Origin of the sequence: Desulfuribacillus alkaliarsenatis (assembly GCF_001730225.1) — a bacterium.
GTDB classification, from domain to species: Bacteria; Bacillota; Bacilli; order Desulfuribacillales; family Desulfuribacillaceae; genus Desulfuribacillus; species Desulfuribacillus alkaliarsenatis.
Map to the genome: position 1 here is coordinate 400,002 of NZ_MIJE01000001.1, position 23,689 is coordinate 423,690.

The 23,689-nt window shown below is 36.4% G+C and carries 28 protein-coding genes and 1 riboswitch; of the genes, 27 read left to right on the forward strand and 1 reads right to left on the reverse strand.

Annotated elements, in window-relative coordinates:
• Positions 1-20: 20 nt before the first annotated feature.
• Both spoIIM and fur read left to right on the forward strand, forming a co-directional pair.
• Positions 21-635 carry a stage II sporulation protein M gene (gene spoIIM, locus BHF68_RS01990; RefSeq protein ID WP_069641962.1) on the forward strand — a complete coding sequence of 205 codons (615 nt, stop codon included), beginning with the start codon at positions 21-23 and terminating at the stop codon, positions 633-635.
• Between the two features lie 108 nt (positions 636-743).
• Positions 744-1,211 (forward strand): ferric iron uptake transcriptional regulator, encoded by a 468-nt coding sequence (fur, locus tag BHF68_RS01995; RefSeq protein WP_069641963.1) that lies wholly within the window; start codon positions 744-746, stop codon positions 1,209-1,211.
• A 109-nt stretch (positions 1,212-1,320) separates the two neighbouring features.
• Here the strand turns inward: fur and BHF68_RS02000 are convergent, their stop codons facing one another.
• A complete protein-coding gene (locus tag BHF68_RS02000; RefSeq protein ID WP_176719860.1) occupies positions 1,321-1,764 on the reverse strand; it encodes a c-type cytochrome in 444 nt (147 codons plus the stop codon).
• 167 nt (positions 1,765-1,931) lie between these two features.
• Between BHF68_RS02000 and BHF68_RS02005 the strand changes: the two genes are divergently transcribed.
• The 25 genes from BHF68_RS02005 to ribH all read left to right on the forward strand — a co-directional run bounded on the left by BHF68_RS02005 (position 1,932) and on the right by ribH (position 23,619).
• Positions 1,932-2,168 carry a DUF4227 family protein gene (locus BHF68_RS02005; RefSeq protein WP_069641965.1) on the forward strand — a complete coding sequence of 79 codons (237 nt, stop codon included), beginning with the start codon at positions 1,932-1,934 and terminating at the stop codon, positions 2,166-2,168.
• Positions 2,169-2,300: 132 nt separating this feature from the next.
• Positions 2,301-3,206: a site-specific tyrosine recombinase gene (locus BHF68_RS02010; RefSeq protein ID WP_245669616.1), complete on the forward strand. Its 906-nt coding sequence runs from the start codon at positions 2,301-2,303 to the stop codon at positions 3,204-3,206.
• A 31-nt stretch (positions 3,207-3,237) separates the two neighbouring features.
• Entirely contained in the window at positions 3,238-4,410 is a 1,173-nt protein-coding gene (locus BHF68_RS02015) for a phosphopentomutase (protein ID WP_069641966.1), read from the forward strand.
• A gap of 19 nt (positions 4,411-4,429) precedes the next feature.
• Entirely contained in the window at positions 4,430-5,248 is an 819-nt protein-coding gene (locus BHF68_RS02020; RefSeq protein ID WP_069641967.1) for a purine-nucleoside phosphorylase, read from the forward strand.
• A 22-nt stretch (positions 5,249-5,270) separates the two neighbouring features.
• Positions 5,271-6,584 carry a pyrimidine-nucleoside phosphorylase gene (locus BHF68_RS02025; RefSeq protein WP_069641968.1) on the forward strand — a complete coding sequence of 438 codons (1,314 nt, stop codon included), beginning with the start codon at positions 5,271-5,273 and terminating at the stop codon, positions 6,582-6,584.
• Between the two features lie 102 nt (positions 6,585-6,686).
• Positions 6,687-8,066, forward strand: a complete 1,380-nt coding sequence (locus BHF68_RS02030; protein ID WP_069641969.1) for a GAF domain-containing sensor histidine kinase — start codon at positions 6,687-6,689, stop codon at positions 8,064-8,066.
• Positions 8,057-8,722, forward strand: a complete 666-nt coding sequence (locus BHF68_RS02035; RefSeq protein WP_069641970.1) for a response regulator — start codon at positions 8,057-8,059, stop codon at positions 8,720-8,722. Before BHF68_RS02030 ends, BHF68_RS02035 begins: the two co-directional genes overlap by 10 nt.
• A 39-nt stretch (positions 8,723-8,761) precedes the next feature.
• Positions 8,762-9,148: a hypothetical protein gene (locus tag BHF68_RS02040; protein ID WP_069641971.1), complete on the forward strand. Its 387-nt coding sequence runs from the start codon at positions 8,762-8,764 to the stop codon at positions 9,146-9,148.
• A gap of 144 nt (positions 9,149-9,292) precedes the next feature.
• A complete protein-coding gene (locus BHF68_RS02045) occupies positions 9,293-10,480 on the forward strand; it encodes a D-alanyl-D-alanine carboxypeptidase family protein (RefSeq protein WP_069641972.1) in 1,188 nt (395 codons plus the stop codon).
• Positions 10,481-10,642: 162 nt separating this feature from the next.
• Positions 10,643-10,993 (forward strand): STAS domain-containing protein, encoded by a 351-nt coding sequence (locus BHF68_RS02050; protein WP_069641973.1) that lies wholly within the window; start codon positions 10,643-10,645, stop codon positions 10,991-10,993.
• Positions 10,994-11,015: 22 nt separating this feature from the next.
• Positions 11,016-11,438, forward strand: a complete 423-nt coding sequence (gene spoIIAB / locus BHF68_RS02055; RefSeq protein ID WP_069642268.1) for an anti-sigma F factor — start codon at positions 11,016-11,018, stop codon at positions 11,436-11,438.
• Positions 11,439-11,447: 9 nt separating this feature from the next.
• The gene (sigF, locus tag BHF68_RS02060; RefSeq protein ID WP_069641974.1) at positions 11,448-12,170 is read left to right on the forward strand and encodes an RNA polymerase sporulation sigma factor SigF; all 723 of its coding nucleotides are present in this window, start codon (positions 11,448-11,450) and stop codon (positions 12,168-12,170) included.
• A 59-nt stretch (positions 12,171-12,229) separates the two neighbouring features.
• Positions 12,230-12,835, forward strand: a complete 606-nt coding sequence (locus BHF68_RS02065) for a stage V sporulation protein AA (protein WP_069641975.1) — start codon at positions 12,230-12,232, stop codon at positions 12,833-12,835.
• Entirely contained in the window at positions 12,835-13,254 is a 420-nt protein-coding gene (locus BHF68_RS02070; RefSeq protein ID WP_069641976.1) for a stage V sporulation protein AB, read from the forward strand. The genes BHF68_RS02065 and BHF68_RS02070 overlap by 1 nt, the downstream gene beginning before the upstream one ends.
• Positions 13,255-13,272: 18 nt before the next feature.
• On the forward strand, positions 13,273-13,719 hold the full coding sequence (gene spoVAC, locus BHF68_RS02075) for a stage V sporulation protein AC (RefSeq protein WP_176719861.1): 447 nt from the start codon (positions 13,273-13,275) through the stop codon (positions 13,717-13,719).
• 1 nt (position 13,720) lies between these two features.
• A complete protein-coding gene (gene spoVAD / locus BHF68_RS02080; RefSeq protein WP_069641977.1) occupies positions 13,721-14,737 on the forward strand; it encodes a stage V sporulation protein AD in 1,017 nt (338 codons plus the stop codon).
• Positions 14,737-15,090: a stage V sporulation protein AE gene (gene spoVAE / locus BHF68_RS02085; RefSeq protein WP_069641978.1), complete on the forward strand. Its 354-nt coding sequence runs from the start codon at positions 14,737-14,739 to the stop codon at positions 15,088-15,090. Before spoVAD ends, spoVAE begins: the two co-directional genes overlap by 1 nt.
• Before the next feature lie 64 nt (positions 15,091-15,154).
• A complete protein-coding gene (locus BHF68_RS02090) occupies positions 15,155-16,231 on the forward strand; it encodes an acyl-CoA dehydratase activase-related protein (protein WP_084019137.1) in 1,077 nt (358 codons plus the stop codon).
• Positions 16,173-17,258: an acyl-CoA dehydratase activase-related protein gene (locus BHF68_RS02095; RefSeq protein WP_069641979.1), complete on the forward strand. Its 1,086-nt coding sequence runs from the start codon at positions 16,173-16,175 to the stop codon at positions 17,256-17,258. The genes BHF68_RS02090 and BHF68_RS02095 overlap by 59 nt, the downstream gene beginning before the upstream one ends.
• Positions 17,255-18,229 (forward strand): acyl-CoA dehydratase activase, encoded by a 975-nt coding sequence (locus tag BHF68_RS02100; RefSeq protein WP_069641980.1) that lies wholly within the window; start codon positions 17,255-17,257, stop codon positions 18,227-18,229. Before BHF68_RS02095 ends, BHF68_RS02100 begins: the two co-directional genes overlap by 4 nt.
• A gap of 119 nt (positions 18,230-18,348) precedes the next feature.
• Positions 18,349-19,662 carry a diaminopimelate decarboxylase gene (gene lysA / locus BHF68_RS02105; protein ID WP_069641981.1) on the forward strand — a complete coding sequence of 438 codons (1,314 nt, stop codon included), beginning with the start codon at positions 18,349-18,351 and terminating at the stop codon, positions 19,660-19,662.
• Between the two features lie 90 nt (positions 19,663-19,752).
• Positions 19,753-19,902: riboswitch (FMN riboswitch) on the forward strand.
• A 161-nt stretch (positions 19,903-20,063) separates the two neighbouring features.
• Positions 20,064-21,170: a bifunctional diaminohydroxyphosphoribosylaminopyrimidine deaminase/5-amino-6-(5-phosphoribosylamino)uracil reductase RibD gene (gene ribD / locus BHF68_RS02110; protein ID WP_069641982.1), complete on the forward strand. Its 1,107-nt coding sequence runs from the start codon at positions 20,064-20,066 to the stop codon at positions 21,168-21,170.
• A gap of 7 nt (positions 21,171-21,177) precedes the next feature.
• Positions 21,178-21,846: a riboflavin synthase gene (ribE, locus tag BHF68_RS02115; protein ID WP_069641983.1), complete on the forward strand. Its 669-nt coding sequence runs from the start codon at positions 21,178-21,180 to the stop codon at positions 21,844-21,846.
• A 41-nt stretch (positions 21,847-21,887) separates the two neighbouring features.
• Complete coding sequence (locus BHF68_RS02120; RefSeq protein ID WP_069641984.1) at positions 21,888-23,081, forward strand: bifunctional 3,4-dihydroxy-2-butanone-4-phosphate synthase/GTP cyclohydrolase II; 1,194 nt, start codon at positions 21,888-21,890, stop codon at positions 23,079-23,081.
• A gap of 70 nt (positions 23,082-23,151) precedes the next feature.
• A complete protein-coding gene (gene ribH, locus BHF68_RS02125; protein WP_069641985.1) occupies positions 23,152-23,619 on the forward strand; it encodes a 6,7-dimethyl-8-ribityllumazine synthase in 468 nt (155 codons plus the stop codon).
• The last annotated feature ends 70 nt before the right edge of the window (positions 23,620-23,689 follow it).

The window sequence follows — 23,689 nt, forward strand, 5'->3', positions numbered from 1 at the left end:
TAACAGGGAGGGGACAAACTATGATTCAACGGTTATGGTTAGAAATACAAAAATTTATCGCAAACCACTTATTACTAGTTGTTTTCTTAACGGTCTTATTTGCCATAAGCGTAGCTTTTGGAGCTATTGTAGTACAAGCTTTACAAACAAACCAAAAGAATGAGCTATACATGTATATCAATAATTTTTTATTGTACCTAGGACAGGAGCCATTGTCTCCGAAGTTGATACTCTGGGAGTCCCTTAGTCAAAATCTTAAATACTTAGGGATACTATGGGTCTTGGGCTTATCTGTAATCGGTCTCCCAGTAATTATTGTTATGATATTTGCTAAAGGCTTTTCTTTAGGTTTTACAGTTGCGTTTTTAATTGATCAGTACGCTGGTAAAGGTCTTCAGCTAGCTATAGCTGCAATTTTCCCTCAGAATCTTATACTTGTACCAGTTACATTATTTGTTGGTGTAGCTGGTATTGTATTCTCTATGCAGTTAATTCAGAATAGGATATTACAGTCTGGCGAGTCGCTATTTAATAAATTTATTAATTACTTATTTATCATCATAGTAAGCATAATTTTAGTAATTATTGCATCTTTTTATGAAGCTTATATTGCGCCATATTTTTATTCCCTATGACTATTACATAATGAACTGTTTGAGTTATTCCCAAAAATAGTTTATAATGTTACATAAATAAGCGGCTTTATACATATATGTGTGCTTATGCTGACAGGGGGGAAGGTCTTGGAGAGTAAGTTAAATGACATAAGAAAGCAATTACAAGAGGATGGTTATAAGCTAACACCACAGAGGGAAGCAACGGTAAAGATTCTATTAGAAAACAAGGACCATCTTAGTGCTGAGGATATATATATGCTTGTTAAGGACAAAGCTCCAGATATAGGGTTAGCGACGGTTTATCGTACTTTAGAATTGCTAAGTGAGCTAAGGATTGTACATAAACTGAACTTTGGTGATGGTTTAGCTAGATATGAGCTAACTAAAGATGATGAGGAGCATCATCATCATCATCTTGTTTGTCTAGATTGTGGTAAACTAGAAGAATTTGAGGATGACCTTCTTGGAGACATAGAAGAAAAAATAGAAAAAACTAAGAAATTCAATATAATAGATCATCGCTTAAGTTTTTTTGGATACTGTAGTGAATGTAACGAAAAGGGACAAGCTTCTAAAAAAAAGACAAACATATAGTAAGAACAAAATTAGATATACGTAAGGTTGATATAAGAAGCGCCAGTGTTAGATTATAATTTTCTAACTATGGCGCTTTCGTTTTTAAATCTTATCTTTAATTATTCAATTACTGCGCTTTTTTATATAGCTCAGTTAAATATAATGAAATAATCTTAATCTCTTCATCAGATAGAACGAATCCATATACAGGCATCTCGCCTCTGCCATTCTTCACTACGCTAGTTATGTTATCTTGTCCAAGACGCTTTACTACTTCATTTAGTGATAATAAATCTAAGTCACCGTCCATATTAGTTGTGTGGCAAAAAATACAATTCTTTTTATATAATGCTTCACCTGTAAGGTAACGTTCCTCAGATGCGTAATCCTTTAGACAGAACTTAGATGAATTGAATTCCATAATATCTACTGCACTGCTTTTGTATACGGGATAAAAGTTATTTCCTGCAAATTGATAAATAGAGCTAGAAGACAAATAACCTCCAACATAGAGAAGAACTGCTATTCCTAATGAACTGATAATCAATAAAGACAAACTTTTTTTAAACAAAAAAATCACCTGTCTTTCTATTGTTACAATCATTTTACAAAAATTAAATAAAGCTGTAAATGATTATGAACTAGAAATCATAATTAAAAGCTTCTTTTAAATTCTTCTATAATTACTTGTCTATGAATATAGTTTATGAAAGGATAATTGGGGAAGGGTTTTTCACGATGAATTCGATATATAAACAATTTATAAAAGATACAATCATTTTCTTTGTGATATTTTTGATTTTAACTTTTCTAATTTATACCGTACTAGATATAACTATTAATATCTTAATGCCGTATGATCAATATGAAGAGCCTATTGGTCGTGCAGTTAAGGTGATTTCTTACGAAGATTCAGAAGAAACCATGAGTAGAATAATACATCATTGGTTGTTTTTTTTAGAGTTTGGTGAGTAACTAATATATTTATAAATAATTTTACTTAAGAAAAAAGCAGGAATATTGATATATTTGTTGAAAATTATTTTAAAGGACAAAAATTAGAGATATAAACTTGTGAGTATTCGAATTAGGTAAAGGAGTATGAAGATGGCAACTTGTTACAAGAAAGAAATAGATATTTGTGTTGAAAAATTCTTTCGCTATTTATCAGAAGAGAGGAAGCTGTCCAAAAACACAATAGACTCCTATAATCGCGATATCAAACAATATATTGCACATGCATCGGGGCATACATCTGAGGATTACTGGAAAGAGAAAGTATCTGTAGTAAATTATTTGCGGATGCTGCAGCAAAAGGGAAGAGCTGCAGCGACAATACATAGAAGCGTGGTATCTTTAAGGGCTTTTTTTCAATTTTTAGTTCGTAATGAGTTTGTTTGCAGTGACCCGATAGACGATTTTCAATCGCCTAAAATCGAAAAGAAAATGCCAATGACTTTAACTATAGAAGAAATAGATACAATTCTATCTAAACCTGATATCAGAACACCGATTGGTATTAGAGACAAAGCAATGCTGGAATTATTATATGCTTCAGGTATCAAGGTCTCAGAGTTAGTATCTTTAAATAATTTAGATATCAATTTAGAGTCAGGTTATATCTTCTGTAGGAATTCGGGTAAGGAAAGGGTTATACCGATTGGGAAAAGCGCAGCAGAGGCTATAAAGCTATATGAACGTGAGCGTTTAGAGCACTTTATTAGAAGTATGGATGTTGATGCATTTTTTCTTAATAATCATGGACAGCGTCTTTCACGACAAGGATTCTGGAAAATTTTGAAGAAATATTGTGAAAGTGCAAATATTAATAAAGAAATTAGTCCTCACACCCTACGTCATTCTTTCGCCAGCCATCTAATAGAGCGTGGAGCAGATATTCATGCAGTCAAAGAAATGCTTGGACACACTGACATAGCGTCTACGCAAGTATACAAACCAGAGTTAAAACGGAAACTAAAAGAAGTGTATAGCAGTCATCATCCCCGAGCATAATCTTGGGGATGTATTATTTGGAGGAGTATACATGAATAATTATAAACGCGTAATTCTTTTAATACTGGATAGTGTAGGAGTTGGAGAGCTACCAGATGCAGAGCAATATGGTGATAAAGGCGCTAATACGGTGGGTAATGTTGCTGAGTTTTGCAATGGTTTGACCTTGCCGAACCTCCAGGAAATGGGATTAGGCAATATTATTGACATTAAAGGTGTTGATCCTGTAGAGAAGCCAACCGCTCATTATGGTAAGATGGCAGAGGCTTCGGCAGGTAAGGATACTACAACGGGTCATTGGGAGCTAGCTGGCTTGCAGCTAGAATCGCCGTTTCGTACATATCCTAATGGTTTTCCAAATGAAATTATCAACAAATTCCAAGCAAAAATAGGTAGAGAGGTTATAGGGAACATACCTGCAAGTGGAACTAAAATAATTGAGGATTATGGTGACGAGCATCTTAGAACAGGAAAGCCAATTGTTTATACATCAGCAGATAGTGTGTTTCAAATTGCAGCACATGAGCAGGTTATCCCATTAGACGAATTATATACAATTTGTCAGATAGCTAGGGAAATGCTACATGGAGAGCATGCAGTTGCTCGAGTTATAGCTAGGCCGTTTATTGGTAGTCCTGGTTCTTTTGAGAGAACAACTAATCGAAAGGACTACTCTGTCTCCCCACCAGATAAAACTGTGTTAGATAATCTTATAGCTGCCGATAGAAAGGTATTAGGTATAGGTAAAATTTCAGATATCTTTAACTGTCAAGGGATTACTAGTAGTATAAAAACAAAAAGTAATCTAGAAGGGCTTCAAATATTAGAAAAGCAGTTGGCTGAATTTACTGCAGATTTAGTGTTTGCTAATCTGGTGGATTTTGACATGCTGTACGGGCATCGCAACGACCCAGTAGGATACGCTAATGCACTTAAAGAAGTAGATGCGTATCTGCCAAAAATATTAAATAGTCTACAGGATACAGATTTATTAATTATTACTGCTGACCATGGATGTGATCCAACTATGGTTAGTACAGATCATTCTAGAGAGTATGTACCGTTACTTGCTTACCATAACTCGATTAAGCAAGGTAGTTCATTAGGTGTAAGGGCAACATTTGTCGATGTAGCGGCAACGATTGCTGAAGCATTAAATGTGAATCCAACAAAGAATGGAACAAGTTTCTTACATTACATGTAATAATAACAGGAGGATAACTATGAATAGCTTTACCATTAAACTACAGGAAGCAGCTAGGTATATAGAAGAACGTATTGCAAAAAAACCAGACATAGGTTTAGTCTTAGGTTCTGGTTTAGGTGAGCTAGCAGAACGTATCGATGGAGTTAGAATTTCTTATAGTGAAATCCCTAGCTTTCCAGAATCTACTGTAGAAGGGCATAAGGGTCAGCTTGTTATTGGGGAATTAGAGGGAAAGCAAGTGGTGGCAATGCAGGGAAGGTTCCATTTTTATGAAGGCTATTGCATACAAAATGTTGTATTCCCAATCCGCGTCTTAAAGCTGCTAGGAATAACGAAGTTAATTGTTACAAATGCTGCAGGAGGAGTAAATACAGGTCTTCAACCAGGTGACTTAATGCTGATTACTGATCACATCAATCTTTCAGGGGAGAATCCTTTAATAGGACCGAATCTCGAGGAGTTTGGACCGCGTTTTCCAGATATGTCATCTGCATACTCTAAAGGTCTGCGTAAAAAAGCACTAGAGATAGCTAATAATCAAGGGTATACCATGAAAGAAGGTGTCTATGCGGCAATGTCTGGTCCAAGCTATGAGACTCCAGCAGAGGTACGTATGCTAAGAACTTTAGGAGTCGACGCAGTAGGTATGTCCACTGCGCCAGAGGTAATTACAGCAGTCCATACTGGTATTGAAGTGCTAGGTATATCATGCATATCTAACATGGCCGCTGGTATCTTAGAACAGCCATTGACCCATGATGAGGTAATTGAAACAACGGAAAAAGTTAAACAAAAGTTTGCAGGTATTGTACTAGGTGTAATTAAAGATATATAATCCATAGGTGGGTGTATAGAGGATGGACATGTATGATGTAATTACAAGAAAGAAATTAGGGGAAGAGCTATCTAAGGATGAGATTGATTTTTTTATAAAAGAATATGTTAAAGGTGATATACCAGATTATCAAATGTCCGCACTGTTAATGGCCATATTTTTTAAAGGTATGAGCTATAGAGAGACGGCAGATTTAACTGCAGCTATGGCTGCAAGTGGAGAACAAATTGATTTAACTGCTATTAAAGGCATCAAAGTAGATAAACATAGCACAGGTGGAGTAGGCGATAAGACAACATTAGTCGTTGCGCCAATTGTTGCAGCTTGCGGCCTTCCAGTTGCAAAAATGTCTGGTAGAGGCTTGGGTCACACAGGAGGTACTATTGACAAGTTAGAGGCGATAAAGGGCTATAATTCTGAATTAACTACAGAGCAGTTTGTTAAACAAGTAAACGATTATAAGTTAGCCATAGTTGGACAAACAGGCAATCTTGCACCAGCAGATAAGAAGTTATATGCTTTAAGGGATGTTACAAGTACAGTTGACTCTATACCTTTGATTGCTAGCTCAATAATGAGTAAAAAAATAGCTGCAGGGGCGGACGCAATAGTTCTCGATGTGAAGGTTGGTAATGGAGCCTTTATGAAATCCTTAGCTGAGGCAGAAGAGCTTGCTAATTGTATGGTATCAATAGGCGAAGCCTTGAATAGAAGGACAATAGCAGTTATTAGTGATATGGAACAACCCTTAGGAAGCGCTATTGGTAATGCCAATGAAGTACTAGAAGCGATACGGGTGCTACAGGGAAATGGCCCTGAAGATTTGCTTGAATTAAGCAAAGTGTTAGCAGCACAAATGCTAATAGTCGGGGAGAAAACAAGCTCTACGGTCGATGCCTACAAATTGATAGATAATGCAATAAACACTGGAGAAGCCTTGGATACATTTTACAAATTCCTTGAAATGCAAGGGGCAAATATAAATGATATTGATAACTTAGAGCAAGTAATTTCTAATAACACCGAAAGATTTAAAATATGTGCCTTGGCAACGGGATATATTAGTGAACTGGCTGCAGAACAAATTGGCCGAGCGACAATGCTACTAGGTGCAGGTAGGGCAGTAAAGGATGCTAACATAAATCCTTTTGTGGGGGTTATATTTCATAAAAAGGCTGGTGATTACGTTAAGACGGGCGATACAATCTGTGAAGTTCGTTACTCAGAAGAAATTCAACTACAGAGTGTCGTTAGCGTCATTAATAATGCAATTAAAATAACTAAAAACGTAGTTCAAAGTCAAAAATTAATACATAAGATAATCACAAAAAAATAATAGACTGTTACATTTTATTATTTGTGATAAAATAGTATAAAATGATTTTAGTATTTAAGCACTAGAGACAAAAATAGTAAAAGAAGTGGGTAGATAGAGGGTATGAACTATAATTCAATTTCCGTTAAACGTATATTGATAGTTGTTGCAGTGTTTGTCGGAACAATAGAGCTGTTGCGATATCAGATAACGACTAATATTCAATATGATGATACAATAATTCAGCCTTATTATATAGCAATTATTACTGGTATTATATTAGCTGGTGGTAACTATTTAATTTTAAATACGTTATTAAAGAAATACATAGCACAGCAAACGAAATTAAAAAATGCACAATCATTATATAAGCTAGGAATAGAGCTAGGATCATTTAAGGACGTTTCAAGTAATTTAGAGTTAACGGTAAAGCATATTTATGAATTATTAAATGTAGATTTTGCTTCATTAGCGCTGTATAATCCTAAGAAGAATGACCTCAGTTGGCGTTTCGTCATCGGAAACGAAACGGACAAGCATAAAAGAATTCGACTTCGTAAAGGTGAAGGTATAGCGGGTCTATGTATTGAAAAGAAGACAGCTGTATTTGTAGAAGAGTTTCCAAATAAGATACCTTTGGAGACTCCAGATTCAATACCTATTATGAAAATAGAAAGGCTTGTTTCAGGAGTAGCTGTACCTCTGACATATGAGCAGCAGATTTATGGGGCGATTTTTGTAGCCCATCGACGTAAATACGAGTTTTCAGATGATGAGATATTTATTCTATATGGGGTAGCTAATCAGCTTGGTGTATTATTAGAACATGCACGATTGTATCAAGAGATAGAAAGCTTAGCGACAGTTGCTGAACGAGAACGTCTAGCACGGGAAATCCATGATGGTGTTGCACAAACGATCAGCTATGTGCAACTACAAATAAAAAAGCTTCAAAAGGTCATGAAGGATCAGGAGTGCCCAGCTGCTAACAAGATTGTTCAAGAGATATCAGAGGCAGTTGATCAGTCTTACAATGAAGTAAGGGAATCGATTCATGATTTGAAGGATAAGGAGCTGTTTTCTAAAGGCTTCGAACACTGGCTCAAAGCACATGCAAATGGGTTTGAAAGTCAGTTTGGTATATCAGTTGAGGTTGAGTTTCTAGATCAAACTACGAGTGAACTATCAGAAATTGCCAAAATTCAGCTAGGTAGAATTATTCAAGAGGCCTTAACCAATATTCGAAAGCACGCACAGGCAGCTAATGTTAAGATTAGTGTAGGAAGAGATGAAAATCAGTTGATAGTAGAGATTTCAGATGATGGTGTCGGTTTTGAATGCAAAGGTTCACCAGAGGGACATTACGGTTTATCTATCATGGAAGAACGTTCATCGTCCATTGGTGGTACAATAGAAATTGATTCTGAACCAGGTGAAGGTACTAAAGTTATTGTAAAAATACCACATGAGGAAAACGAAAGGAGAGATTTTTCTTGGATTTAATAAGAGTTTTATTAGTAGATGATCACATTTTATTTAGAAAAGGACTTGTAAATATTTTGAATGAAGAAAGCTCCATCGATGTTGCTGGTGAAGCAAATAATGGCGAAGAGGCGATTGAGAAAGCTCGAGAGTTGATGCCAGACGTTATATTGATGGATATTAACATGCCTAAGTGTAACGGATTAGAAGCGACAAGGGCAATCAAGTCTGAAATGCCGTATGTTAAAATTGTAATGCTGACCGTTAGTGATGACGATGAAAAGCTGTTCGAATCTATTAAGGCTGGAGCACAGGGATATTTATTGAAAAACTTAGAACCAGAGGATTTAGTTGTTTACGTGACAGGCGTAATGAAGGGCGAAACGCCTATCTCAGGTTTAATGGCGACTAAGATATTTGAACACTTTACAGGTGGTCAAGTAAGTAGTGAGCCTAGTAAAGTGGAAAGAGAGAAAAAACCATTAACCAAACGGGAAATAGAAGTACTACAATTAGTAATTAAAGGTGCTACAAATCGAGATATCGCCAATGATTTACATATCTCAGAGAATACAGTAAAGAATCATTTGCGCAACATTATGGAGAAGCTACATATGCAAAATCGTATTCAGGCGGCAACCTATGCATTAAAAGAAGGTTTAATCCGCGATGTATAGCTTCACCAAATAAGCATTAATGGAGTGGATTAATGTAATATGAAGAAGCCAATAAGAGTAACCTTGACTTTTTCCAATCCTTTATTAACACGGGCTATCAAGGATGTAATCGGAAATAACGAAACATTTTTGCTCTCAGAAAGTAAATTAAATTCGATTACATGCGATGATGTTGAAAACATAGATGTTATTTTGTGTGAAACAGAAGTGCTAGAACGTTTAGAAAAAGAACATATATGCCTAGCACCAAAAACTTTGGGGATTAGTGTATGGAACAATATGATTTCCATTTCTAAAGGCGACTTACAAGCTTATGATGACCTTGATGAAATTGTAGACTGTATACTGCAGATAGCAGACAAAGCTAAATTACGTGTAAAATGTGATTTATGTTTAACTGAATCAAAGGATAGGAGAGCGGAATAATAGCGGAAACAGAAAATAAGTGAAAGAACTAATAGCAAAGGCACCCTCTTGGGTGTCTTTTTTGCGTGTTATGTATAAAAATTTTCCAGGTAATAAAAATCTATTGTCAGCACAAACTAATGATTGACAAAGGAGGCAAACAATATGAAACGTTATATAAAAATATTAACAATTAAATTATTATGTCTTTCACTATTATTTTCAGGAGCTTTAATAGTTGGTGCTGAAACACAGTCTAATCAGGCTGAATTGGCAAGTAATGCGAAATCTGCAATATTAATGGATGTAAATACTGGTACTGTTCTATTTGAAAAAAATAGTCATGTAAAACTGCCACCAGCATCCATAACTAAGGTTATGTCTCTTATATTAATCATGGAAGCATTAGAGCAAGGTGTTATATCGCTAACAGACTCGGTTACTGCAAGTGAAAATGCATCTAAAATGGGTGGCTCACAAATATTTTTAGCGACCAATGAACAGATGACTGTAAAGGAACTACTTACTGGTATTGCTGTAGTCTCTGGTAATGATGCTACAGTTGCCATGGCAGAACATCTCGCAGGTACTGAAGCGGAATTTGTAAAGATGATGAATCAAAAAGCAAAAGAACTTGGATTAAAAAATACAAACTTTACTAATAGTCATGGACTACCTGATAGCTCTCATTATACAACTGCTTACGATATTGCTATAATGTCCCGTGAACTTCTAACTAGGTATCCAGAGATAACAGAATATACGAAGATTTATAGTGATTATTTAAGACAAGATTCGGACAGACCACTGTGGCTAGTAAATACCAATAGGTTAGTTAAGTTTTACGAAGGTGCAGACGGATTAAAAACGGGTTACACAAGCGAGGCAAAATATTGTTTATCAGCTACAGCTAAACGAGATGATTTACGTGTTTTGGCAGTAGTAATGGGAGAGCCTACATCAACAATCAGGAATAAAGAGATATCTGAAATGTTTAATTACGCATTTAGTAAATATAAAAGCGAGCCGATAGTTAGGCGGGGACAGGTAGTAGAGAATGTATTTATTGATAAAGGCGAGACAAATACTGCAAATGTTGTAGCTGAGAACGATATGCATCTCTTGCTTAAGAAAAGCGAGAATAGTGATGATTATATTAAAGAAACTTACTTACCTGACAAAATTATAGCACCAATAAATCAAAATGAACCAATAGGTTATATGACCATAAATAAAGGAAACCAGGAAATAGCTAGGGTATCATTAGTTTTAGAGCAGGATGTACAACGGGCAGGCTTTATACAACTATTAGCTAGAACTACAGAGTATTGGTTTGGAGCAAATATTGATTAAAATTGATTAAAAATCGAGTGAAAATATTGTTGCGAAGCGTCGACCTGATGCTTCGCAATTTGCGTTCTTTTGGCGAATATGGTAATGTTTTGACAAGTTTTGTCATGTAGCAGGAATTTAGATTTTCAATGTAGAAATGGAGGTTTAAAGGAGGAGTGAATAATGAATTTACAAATAAAAAGTAAGGTTGTAAAAAACACGGTGATTTTTTATTTAGAAGGAGAATTTGATCAATACACATCAAGTCTAGTACGCACTGCGATTGAGGGTGAGTGGGGCAAAAAGTTAGCAGCTAATATGATATTGAACATGGATAAGCTAACTTTTATGGACTCTAGTGGTTTAGGGGTAATACTAGGTAGATATAAGCAAGTAACCAATGATGGTGGTCAGCTTGCAATCTGTTGTGTGAATAGGCAAGTAGATAAGATTATTGAGTTGTCTGGCTTAAGAAAAATAATAAACTTTTATCAAGATGAAATAGATGCATTAAAGGCATTAGGGGAGGAGTAAAACGGTGGTACAAAATAATAAAATGATATTATCGTTCTCAAGTGTTTCTGGAAATGAGGGTTTTGCTAGGGCTACCGTTGCAGCTTTCGCAGCAAAGCTAGATCCAACGATTGAAGAGCTAGAAGATATTAAGACTGCTGTTTCTGAGGCAGTTACCAATGCAATTATTCATGGTTATAATAATCAAGAAGCAATGGTATATTTGGAGGCAACAATTGTTAATAATGTTATAGAAATTATTGTAAAAGATGAGGGCTGCGGAATTGCTGATTTGGAGCTAGCTAGGGAGGCGACTTATACATCACGACCAGATCTTGAACGTTCTGGTATGGGCTTTACTATTATGGAGCATTTAGTCGATGAAATTGAAATAATGTCAATTGTGGAAAAAGGAACACAAATAACTATGCGAAAAAAAATTCAAAATTCTGTTCCAGTGAATTAGGTGAAGGGTATGTATTTAAAAGATGAAGAATTGAAGGAGCTAATAATTCGAAGTCAGCAGGGAGACCATGAGGCTAAGGATAGGATTGTTAATTCTAACTTAAGGCTAGTATGGTCTGTGGTGCAACGATTTATTAATCGTGGCTACGAGCCAGATGACTTATTTCAGATTGGTAGTATCGGTTTAATAAAGGCAATAGATAAGTTTGATTTATCCTACGATGTTAAATTTTCTACATATGCAGTACCAATGATTATAGGAGAAATACAACGATTTATCAGGGATGATGGATCTGTCAAAGTCAGTAGATCAATTAAAGAATTGTCACAAAAAATAAAAAAGACAAAGGATCATTTATCAAAAACCCTATCTAGGACCCCTAAAATTAGTGAAATAGCAGAAGCTTTATCAGTAGCTACAGAAGAAGTAGTATTTGCCTTAGAGGCTAATAGACAGCCTAAGTCAATATACGAAACAGTTTTCGAGAACGATGGAGACCCAATATATTTAATGGATCAAATTACGAATACTGACGAAGATAAGTGGTTTGATAAAATTGCTTTAGCAGAGGCGATTAAAGAGCTCCCAGAACGTGAAAGGCTTATAATTTATCTGCGCTATTTTAAGGATAAGACTCAGACAGAAGTTGCTGAGCGTCTTGGAATCTCGCAAGTTCAAGTATCACGCTTAGAAAAGAAAATTCTCTGTTATATTAAAGAACAAATAAGTTGAATATTAAAAAATCATGAACAAATACTAAACCTGCAGTTTAAAAAACTGGGGGTTTTTTTATGCCTGACATTTACATTCAATTAAAAAATAAAGTCTTGATAGAAAAGGATAAGCAGTCTATTTACGTTCAGGATGTTGCAAGAATTGCAGCCCCAAATCCATGTATAGTTAGTAAAATTAAGGTCTATACTTTAACTAATGATGACAAGGATATAATTGTAATTTCTGCAATTGATATAGTTAAAAAAATTCAAAATGCACTGCCAGACCACACAGTCAATATTGTCGGCGCTGACAACATAGTAGTAGAGAAAATACGACAGCAAAAGAACGTCTCCGTCATACTTGTTGCTATTGCTTGGATATTACTTTATTTTGGTGCAGGGCTTACAATTATGTATTTTCACGAAGATACAAGCATGAAGGAAGTTCACCAAAGGCTACATTATCTATTGACTGGCGAAGAATCTGACACCCCATACTGGATTCAAATTCCATATTCTTTAGGAATAGGAATTGGAATGATGGTGTTTTTCAACAATGTTTTTAAAAAGAAAATTAATGAAGAACCTAGTCCTTTAGAAGTAGAAATGTTCTTATATGATGACAATATAAATAAATACCTAGTAAAAAAACCAAAGCTTAATAAAAAGGATGATGCATAATGCATTATTTTATGGAATTGGTTTTGGGATTTGCTGGGGGATTAGCTATCGGTGGAGCGTTTGCGGCTATTCTAACTGTCTTAGACATACTGCCAAGACTTGCCCAAGTTTGTCGAGCTAGTAATAGTATTACTAAATTTCAGTCAGCATTAATACTAGGTGCATTTTCCTGGACTTTGATTGATGTATTATCATTCAATTTAAATACTTGGCTTATTGGACAGGTAATATTTGGGTTACTAGGTGGGGTGTTCATTGGTTTATTAGCTGCTGGATTGACAGAGGTATTTAATGTTTTACCAATAATGGGTAAACGACTAAAGATGACTGCCTATATCTCTTACTTTGTGATGGCTTTGATTTTGGGGAAAGTATCGGGCTCGTTATTTTATTGGTTATTTCATGTGAGTATTAAATAGTAAAAGGAAGTGGAATGGATGCAAATACAAAAACAGCAATATAAAAAAATGACAAAACAAATGAGTCCCAAACCACCAATTATACGTAATGTAGTAGTTGCTTTTGTAGTAGGTGGTCTTATTTGTGTTTTTGGACAGTTTGTGCAAAATATACTCCTTACACATTTTAATTTTACGCCAGAAACTGTGGGGGCACCTACGGTTGCAGTGCTAATATTTATTGCATCACTATTAACTGGACTTGGTGTGTATGATAGAATTGGTCAATTTGCTGGAGCAGGTTCTGCGGTGCCAGTGACTGGCTTTGCTAATGCAATGACTTCTGCAGCCCTTGAACATCGTTCTGAAGGATTAGTATTAGGTGTTGGCGGAAATATGTTTAAACTGGCTGGTTCTGTTATTGTATTTGGAGTTGTAGCAGCGTTTTTCATCGCATTAATTAAAACACTTTGGGGGATGATGTAAGTTGTCAAAGAAGCTCGGAAAACAAACTTTAAAATTCGATAACGCATACATTACTAGTAGTTCGAGCGTGGGTGGACAGATGGAATATCAAGGTCCGCTGGCAAGTGAATTTGATGAACTTTATCAGGATCAGTATATGGGCAAGGATACCTGGGAGCAGGCTGAGCTATTCTTAATGGAGCGAAGTGTTGATTTAGCAATTAAAAAAGCTAACATCGCAAAAACAGATATCGATTATTACATTGCTGGAGATCTATTGAATCAAAATATAAGCGCAGCATTTTCAGCAAGAAATTTAGGGCAGCCCTTTCTAGGTATTTATGGAGCTTGTTCCACGTCAATGGAAGGACTAGCAATTGCCTCTACATTGATTGATGGCGGATATGGCAAATATGCATTAGCGGCAACCTCTAGCCATAATGCTACTGCAGAGCGCCAATATCGATACCCCACTGAGTATGGGGGACAAAAGCCTTTAATAGCTCAATATACGGTGACAGGAGCTGGTGCAATCGTTGTTAGTACAGTTCCTACAGATATCCAGGTTACTTATGCAACTATTGGTAAGGTGCAGGATTTAGGTGTGAAAAATCCCTTTGACATGGGTACTGCAATGGCACCTGCAGCAGCTGATACAATAGCAACCCACCTTAGAGATATTAATCGTAAGCCCGATGACTATGATTTAATAATGACGGGTGATTTAGCTAGTGTCGGACACCCAATTGCAAAGGAACTACTTAAGAAGGAAGGCATCATCTTAGGAAATGAATATAATGATAGTGGATTACTTATTTACGATCGAAGCAGACAGGAAGTATTTTCCGGAGGTAGTGGTTGCGCTAGCTGTGCCACAGTAACCTACGGATACGTAATGAATCAATTATTAAAGCGAAAACTTAATAAAGTATTAATCGTTGCCACTGGTGCACTATTAAGTCCAGTTAGTTATATGCAGGGTGAATCTATTCCTTGCATTGCCCATGCAGTTGCTATTGAAAGAAAGGGGAACAATTAATGGGAACATACTTTACTGCTTTTTATGTTGGAGGAATTATATGTATCATTGGTCAGCTTATGATAGATGTTTTAAAGATGACACCTGCACATGTTATGGCGACTTTAGTAGTCGTCGGTGCAGTATTAGATGGACTTGGTTTATACGAGCCCTTGATTGATTATGCAGGCGCAGGAGCTACTGTACCCATTACGAGCTTTGGGAATGCCTTAGTTCACGGAGCATTAACGGAGGCTGAAAGAAATGGTTTAGTTGGAATCTTAACAGGTATATTTGAGGTTACTAGTGCTGGAATTTCAGCGGCAATAATATTCGCTTTTCTAATTGCAGTGACCTTTAAACCTAAAGGCTGAAGACTAAATGCTATAAATTAAATTTCATATCGAATAGTTATTAATTTAGAGGAGGGTATTAAACTTGAAAATAGGAATACCAAGGGCATTTTTATATCATAAATACTTCCCTATGTGGGATATGTTTTTTCGTGAATTAGGAGTTAAAGTTGTTGTATCGCCAGACACAAACAATGAAATTATGCAGCAAGGGGTAATGAACACCATTGACGAAGCGTGTTTACCTCTTAAGGTGTATTTAGGGCATGTGATTAAACTTACAAAGGAAAAAGTTGATTTTATCTTTATCCCGCGTTTTATTAGTGTAGAAAAGCATCGATATTTGTGTCCAAAATTTTTAGGTCTACCAGATTTAATTAGAAACACCACGCAAACATTTAACCTACCAGAAATATTAGACCCAACAATTAATATGAGGATTACTAAGAAAGAATTCTATCTAGAGGTTTTAAAGCTTGCCAGTAGACTGAATAAAAATCCTGTGCGAATATACAATGCTGTAAGTAAGGCCTTTAAGGCTAATGAAAACTACAAACAATTAGTATTAGCAGGCTACAGCTATACAGAAGCTTTAAAAATTTATCAGAAACAATCTGCTACATTTGCAGATACAAACTTTTTAGAAAATAGCCAGCAACAAGCTACAAATAAGCCATTCAAAATTGCAGTTATCAGTCATTCGTATATTTTACACGACCCTCATATGTCTATGAATCTTTTAAATAAGCTAGATGAAATGGGTTGTGAGATTAAAACGCCAGAGATGCTAGAAGGTGATGTCATAGATAAATCCTTAGAGAATTTACAAAAGGATATGTTTTGGTCATTGAACAGGGAAATCATGGGCGCTTCTTTCTATCATTTAGCTAAAAAAGATATAGACGGAATGATTATTTTAAATGCCTTTGCCTGTGGTCCAGATGCGATCACTAAGGAGCTAATAGAGAGGCTTTGTAAACGTGAATCAGAAATTCCAATGCTTTCTTTAACTATTGACGAACATACAGGTGAAGCTGGTTTTGTTACTAGATTAGAAGCGTTTATTGACATGATTAAGCGTAAAGATAAAGGAGGCTATAAAGATGAAAGTAACCTTTCCACACATGGGGAGCTTCTATGTAGGGATAAAAGCGTTGTTTGAAGCATTGGATGTTGAGGTTGTTGTTCCCCCACCAATTACAAAGCGAACGATGACGCTGGGAAGTATTAATGGGCCTGAGTCTGCGTGTTTACCATTAAAGATAAACCTAGGAAATTTTATTGAAGCTATTGAAAAAGGTGCAGACACTGTCGTGATGGCAGGCGGTCATGGGCCGTGTAGATTTGGATATTTTGCACAGGTCCATCGAGAAATTTTAACTGACCTTGGTTATAATGTAAATGTTTTAGTTATTGAACAGCCAAAAACAGGTAGAAAAGACTTTTTTAAAAGTATTAAATCTTATTTTCCAGACAAGAGTTGGTTACAGCTACTGAAAGCTATACATTTCGGCTGGAAGAAAGTAAATGCACTCGACTCTATTGAGGGTCGCATTTTAAAAAATAGGGCATATGAAATCATTAGTGGTAGCCATAGTGCATTATGGAAGAAAGCAATCGTTAAAGTAGATGCAGCGACTACAAATGCAGAAATCGAGACAGTATACAATCAATTAGTTGTTGAGTTAGATGCTATTCCCAAAGACTATAATAGAGACGTGTTACAAATGGCAGTAATAGGTGAAATCTATTTAATGCTTGAGCCTACTGCCAATTTAAACGTAGATGAGAAGCTAGGCAATTTAGGCGTTAGTCTGATTCGTACAGAATACGTTAGCGACTATATTAGAGAAAAGGTTTTTAAAACGCAAAGTAATAAACAATTATTTAAACTTGCAAAGCCGTATATGAGAAATGAGTTTGGTGGCCATGGTCTCCATACCATAGCAAATACAATTAAATATGGACGTAAAGGATTTGATGGAGTAGTTCAGATTATGCCGTTTACATGTGTTCCAGAAATCGTTAGCATGGCAGTTCTAGACCATGTTACTGAAAAAGAAAACATACCAGCTTTATCACTGATTTTTGATGAGCATTCAGGGGAAGCTGGTGTTGATACTAGATTAGAAGCCTTTGTTGATTTAGTGCGTCGAAAGAAAAAACAGAAGAAAGAGGTTTTAGTATGAATGTATACCTAGGCATAGATGTTGGTTCGGTAAGTACTAATATAGTTACTATAGATGAACAGGGCAAGGTAATAACCTCCCTATATTTAAGAACCCATGGCCGACCAATTCAAACAGTGCAAAATGGTATGAAGCTACTGGCTAAAGAATTACCTGAAAACGTAAAAATTGCTGGTGTAGGTACGACTGGTAGTGCTAGAAACTTAACTAGTATAATTGCTGGCGGAGATGTCGTTAAGAATGAAATTACGGCTCACGCTGTTGCTGCACAGTATCTTATTCCAGATGTTCGAACTGTAATTGAAATCGGCGGCCAAGATTCTAAGCTGATATTATTAGAAAATGGGATAATTACAGACTTTGCAATGAATACTGTATGTGCTGCTGGTACAGGTTCCTTTTTAGATCAGCAAGCATCAAGGCTAGGCATACCGATAGAAGAGTTCGGAACCTATGCATTACAATCGAGTGTAGATGTACGAATTGCAGGAAGATGTGGGGTTTTCGCAGAATCAGATATGATTCATAAACAGCAGATTGGTTGTAATATCGAGGATATTATATATGGCTTGTGTAAAGCACTAGCCCGTAACTTTATTAACAACCTAGCTAAAGGTAAAAACATTGTCGGACCTGTAATATTCCAAGGTGGGGTTGCTGCTAATGCAGGTCTGAAAAAGGCCTTTGAAGAAGTACTAGAACTGGAAATTCATATACCAGAATACTACAATGTTATGGGTGCAATTGGCTGTGCAATTTTAGCTAAAGAAGAAGTAATGGAGACTAAGAAAACAAACTTTAGAGGGTTTGAAATGTCTGACCAGAAGTTTTTAACACGAGGTTATGACTGCAATGATTGTCCAAATAGCTGTGAAGTGATAGAGACGGTAATGAATGATGAGGTAATTGCTTGCTGGGGAGATAAATGCGGCAAGTATCAGAATAAAGCAAAAAGCAAAGTGAATAATTAAGCAATATTTGCATAGCAGTTCTGGATAGATCGTAAAGATTGAAATTGTATGATGTTAATGTTAAAATAACTAACATGGATTTTCGATTATTCTAAATTGGGAGTAAGGGAGCGGTAATAATGTATTTACATGGTACGAGTAAAATTAATGATAAGGGTCATTTGGAAATAGGTGGATGTGATACGGTAGAATTGGCTAGGGAATTTGGCACGCCTTTATATGTTTTTGATGAAGCGTTAATACGTCAGCAGATTCAAAAATATCATGAGGCTTTTCAAAAAAGTGGTCTAAAATATCAGGTTGCCTATGCTAGTAAAGCTTTTTCTACTGTGGCTATGTACAAGCTAGCTAATCAAGAAAAAATGTCCTTAGAAGTTGTTTCTGAGGGAGAACTACATACTGCAGTTAAGGCTGATTTTCCAAGGGAAAGAATCCATTTCCATGGAAATAATAAAACCGTATCAGAAATTAATTATGGATTAGATGAAAATATAGGGTGCTTTGTAGTAGACAACTATTGTGAGCTTGAGCTTTTAAATAAGCTGGCTGCAGACAAGGGTAAAACAGCAAAAATTCTGATGAGGATTACCCCTGGAGTGGAAGCACATACCCATGAGTATATTCAGACAGGGCAGGCAGATTCTAAGTTTGGCTTTGATTTGAATAATGGTCAAGCAAGGACTGGAGTCGAAAAGGTGCAAGAACTAAATAACATTGAGTTATTAGGCTTCCATGCTCACATTGGTTCGCAAATCTTTGATGTTAAAGGTTTCCAAATGGCAGCTGATAAAATGGTTAATTGGTTTGCTCAAGTTAAAAAAGACTTTGGTATGCCTTTACAGGTGCTGAATTTAGGTGGAGGATTTGGTATTCGCTATCATAAGGAAGATACTCCATTACCTGTTGGTGACTATATCGCAGCATTATCAGAAACAATTCAGGCAGAATCTAAGAAATTAGGCCTTGACGCTCCAGAGATTTGGGTAGAGCCAGGAAGAAGTATTGTTGGAGAAGCGGGCACAACCCTTTATACTATAGGAACCTATAAGGATATTCCAGGAATCCGCAGGTATATAGCAGTTGATGGTGGGATGACAGATAACCTGCGTCCAGCAATGTATAAGGCAAAATATGAGGCGATGGTTGCTAATAAAGCGAATGAAACAAAGCTTGAAACAGTATCTGTTGCTGGAAAATGCTGCGAAAGTGGCGACATGCTAATCTGGGATGTTGACTTACCAGCTGTAAATCCTGGAGATATATTAGCAGTTTCAAGCACTGGTGCATATGGATATTCTATGGCTAATAACTATAACCGTATTCCGAGAGCAGCTGTTGTATTCGTGCAAAACGGTCAAGCAGATTTAGTGGTAGAGCGTGAAAGCTTAAATGACATCATCAAAAACGACCGTATACCAGAAAGATTTCTGTAAGATCAATTTGAATAAGTGCTTTACAAAACTATAAACATTAGGTAACATGTGTTTTATACTATCAGATTTATAAATTTCAATTGAATAAGATGAACTGACAAGGGGCAGGGTGTAATTCCCGACCGGCGGTAACGTGCATAACGAAGCCCGCGAGCTGTTTCGCTAAATGATTTAGTGTAAATGGCAGATTTGGTGTAAAACCAAAGCCGACAGTTAAAGTCTGGATGGGATATCAGTTTATCTAAAGCTTTTTTGCCATACTTGTTTTGCCATGTTTATTTAATATATTCATGACACAACTATTGTTGCGTATCGCCCCTTTTATATAGAAGGGGCGTTTTTTATGACCTAGTCATGAGCGTAAATAGCTTTGGTACATTTCAGTCTTTGGGGGTGACGTGATGACGGCGGTAGAGTATATGGAATTAGCAATAAAATTAGCAGCTTCAGCAATAGGTAGAACAAGCCCTAATCCATTGGTTGGTGCAGTGGTAGTTAAGAATCAACGTATCATAGGTATGGGTGCACACCTGTGTGCAGGTAAAGAGCATGCGGAAGTAAATGCATTGAATATGGCTGGCATAGAGGCAAAGGGAGCTACCATGTATGTTACGTTAGAGCCATGCAATCACTATGGTAAAACACCTCCATGTACAGAAAGAATTATCAAGGAAGGGATTTCTAAGGTGTATGTAGCTTCGTTAGATCCAAATCCTTTAGTAGCTGGTGAGGGGATTAAAAGGCTCGAAGCAGCAGGCATAGAGGTTGAAATTGGACTGCTTGAGCACAAAGAAAAACAATTAAATGAAGTATTTCATAAGTTTATAACAAAAAAAGAGCCGTTTATTATTTTAAAAACAGCTATGACCCTAGATGGTAAGATAGCAACTAGAACTAATGATAGTAAATGGATAACAAATGAAGCATCAAGAAACAAAGTCCATCAAATTCGTAATCAAGTAGATGGTATAATGGTTGGCGTACATACTATCATAGCAGATAACCCAATTCTTACCACGCGTTTGCCAGAGGGTGGCATAAATCCAACCCGCATTATATTGGATAGCAAGCTATCGATACCAGAGTCAGCCCAGGTGCTAGATATGAACGTTGCACCTACAATTATAGCTTGCACGGAAAAAAGAGATAAGAATAAGGCCATAAGGCTAGAAAAACTGGGTGTAAAGGTTATTGTATGTAAGGAAATGGAAAACAGAATTGATATAGCAGATTGCCTTAAGAGGCTTGGAGAAGCTGGTATAACTAGTGTGCTCGTAGAAGGTGGAAGTCAAGTTCATGGCAGTTTTTTAGAAGCTCAAAAGCACGATAAATTTATGGTATTCATAGCTCCGAAAATTATTGGCGGAGAGTCAGCAATTACTGCCTTTGGAGGTAGGGGACTTGAACTTATGAGCCAGGCGATTCAACTAGATAATATAGAAATTGAGCAATTAGATAATGATATTTTAATAACGGGATACCCTAAGAAACAAAGGAAAGATAGGTGAAAAACCAATGTTTACAGGTATTGTTGAAGAAATAGGTAACATTCAGTCAATTCAACAAGTAAAAGGATTAGGCAAACGCTTATCAATTAAAGCTCAGGTAGTACTAGAAGATGTGAACATTGGAGATAGTATCGCAGTAAATGGGATTTGTTTAACAGTGACAGAGTTCAGCAAAAATATGTTTTCCGTTGATGTGATGCCAGAAACTATTGAGAAAACAAATCTTAAGGAGCTAAAGTCTGGTAGCCCAGTGAACCTAGAACGTGCTATGCAAGTGGGAGGGCGTTTTGGAGGACATATTGTAAGTGGTCATATAGATGGTATTGCAACAATAATTGATAAGAAAGAAGTAGCAAATGCAATTATATATACATTTAAGCCTGCTCAAACACTATTAAAATATATGGTTCCAAAAGGCTCTGTGACTATAGATGGAATCAGTTTAACATTAGTAGATGTTGATGCATCAAGCTTTTCTATTTCACTAATTCCGCACACTAAAGACGTAACAATCCTCGGTAGTAAGCAGAGTGGTGATTATGTAAATGTAGAATGTGATATGCTTGCTAAGTATGTAGAAAAACTACTTTACTCAAGGGATGATCAAGCTAAAACTAAAGCAACAAGCAAAGCTAAAATTGATATGGAATATTTAGCATCAAAAGGAATGCTCTAAATTGAAAATGGAAATCAATTGTTAGATATGGAGGAGAAGATATGTTCAATAGCATCGAAGAAGCTTTAGATGATTTAAAAGCAGGCAAAATTATTATAGTTGTTGATGATGAAGATCGTGAAAATGAAGGGGATTTTGTTTGCCTAGCAGACAAGGCTACCCCTGAAAATATTAACTTTATGATAACGAAGGGTCGTGGGTTAGTATGTGTTCCAATAACTTGTCAAAGGGCTAAGGAGCTAAAGCTACAGCCAATGGTTGATAACAATACGGATCCACATTGTACAGCCTTCACAGTTTCTATCGATGGACCCAACTCAACTACGGGAATATCTGCTTTTGAACGATCAGAGACAATAATGGAAATGTTGAACCCTGATGCTAAGCCTGAGAGCTTCAAAAAGCCTGGTCATATCTTTCCGTTAGTTGCGAAGGATGGCGGAGTTCTTGTGCGCGCTGGTCATACAGAAGCTTCAGTAGACCTGTCGAGGCTTGCTGGCAGTTATCCTGCCAGTGTAATCTGCGAAATAATTAACGATGACGGTACAATGGCAAGGGTACCAGAATTACAAGTTATTGCTGAGAAATATGATTTAAAAATGATAACAATTAAAGATTTAATTAGTTATCGAGCATCCAATGAAAAGCATGTGGAGGTCGCTGCAGAAGCTAAATTGCCATCTGAATATGGTGAATTTAAAGTATTAGTCTACAAAAATAGCTTTGACACAAAAGAGCATTTAGCAATCGTAAAGGGCGAAATTAAAGAAGAAGAGCCTGTACTTGTGCGTGTCCATTCCGAATGCTTAACTGGTGATGTCTTAGGGTCGTTACGCTGCGATTGTGGATCACAGCTGCATGAAGCCTTAAGAAAAATCGATGAGACAGGATCTGGGGTACTATTATACATGCGCCAAGAGGGTCGCGGCATCGGGTTAACCAATAAGATTAAGGCATATAATTTGCAAGACCAAGGACTAGACACTGTAGAAGCTAACCTGCAGTTAGGGTTTGCAGCTGACCTAAGAGACTACGGTATAGGTGCTCAAATATTAAAGGATTTAAACGTGAAAGATATTCGTCTAATGACCAACAATCCTAAAAAGCTAAAAGGCTTAGAAGGATATGGACTTAGAATTGTAGATAGGGTGCCTCTAGAGGTAGGATGCTGTACTTGTAATAGTGGTTACCTAAAAACAAAAAAAGAAAAGCTAGGACATATGTTAGACCTCTAGTATGAAGCAGTAAATCATATCTGAAAACAAAATATATTAAATCTACTATAATAAACAAAGGAGATAGGACATGAGAACATTTGAAGGTAATTTAATTGGAAAAGGGTTAAAAATAGGAATTGTAGTTGGAAGGTTTAATGAATTTATCTCATCGAAATTATTATCAGGAGCACTGGATGCGTTAAAGCGTCATGGTATTGAAGAAGATAACGTTGACACTGCATGGGTTCCTGGGGCATTTGAAATCCCTTTAATCGCACAAAAAATGGCTAACACTGAAAAGTATGATGCCGTGATTACCTTAGGTGCAGTTATTCGAGGATCGACACCACATTTTGATTATGTATGCAGCGAGGTTGCAAAGGGAGTAGCAGCTACTACGATGAAAACTGATTTGCCAGTTATTTTTGGAGTATTAACGGTTGATTCTATTGAACAGGCGATTGAGCGTGCAGGAACAAAAGCTGGTAATAAAGGCTGGGAAGCAGCTGTTTCAGCAATTGAAATGGCAAATTTAAGTATGCAGTTTAAGAAATAAGTATATTTTTAGAAATCATCCTACGCTTAACTTGTGATTTAATCTGTAAATAGGTTATAATTTCTAAGAA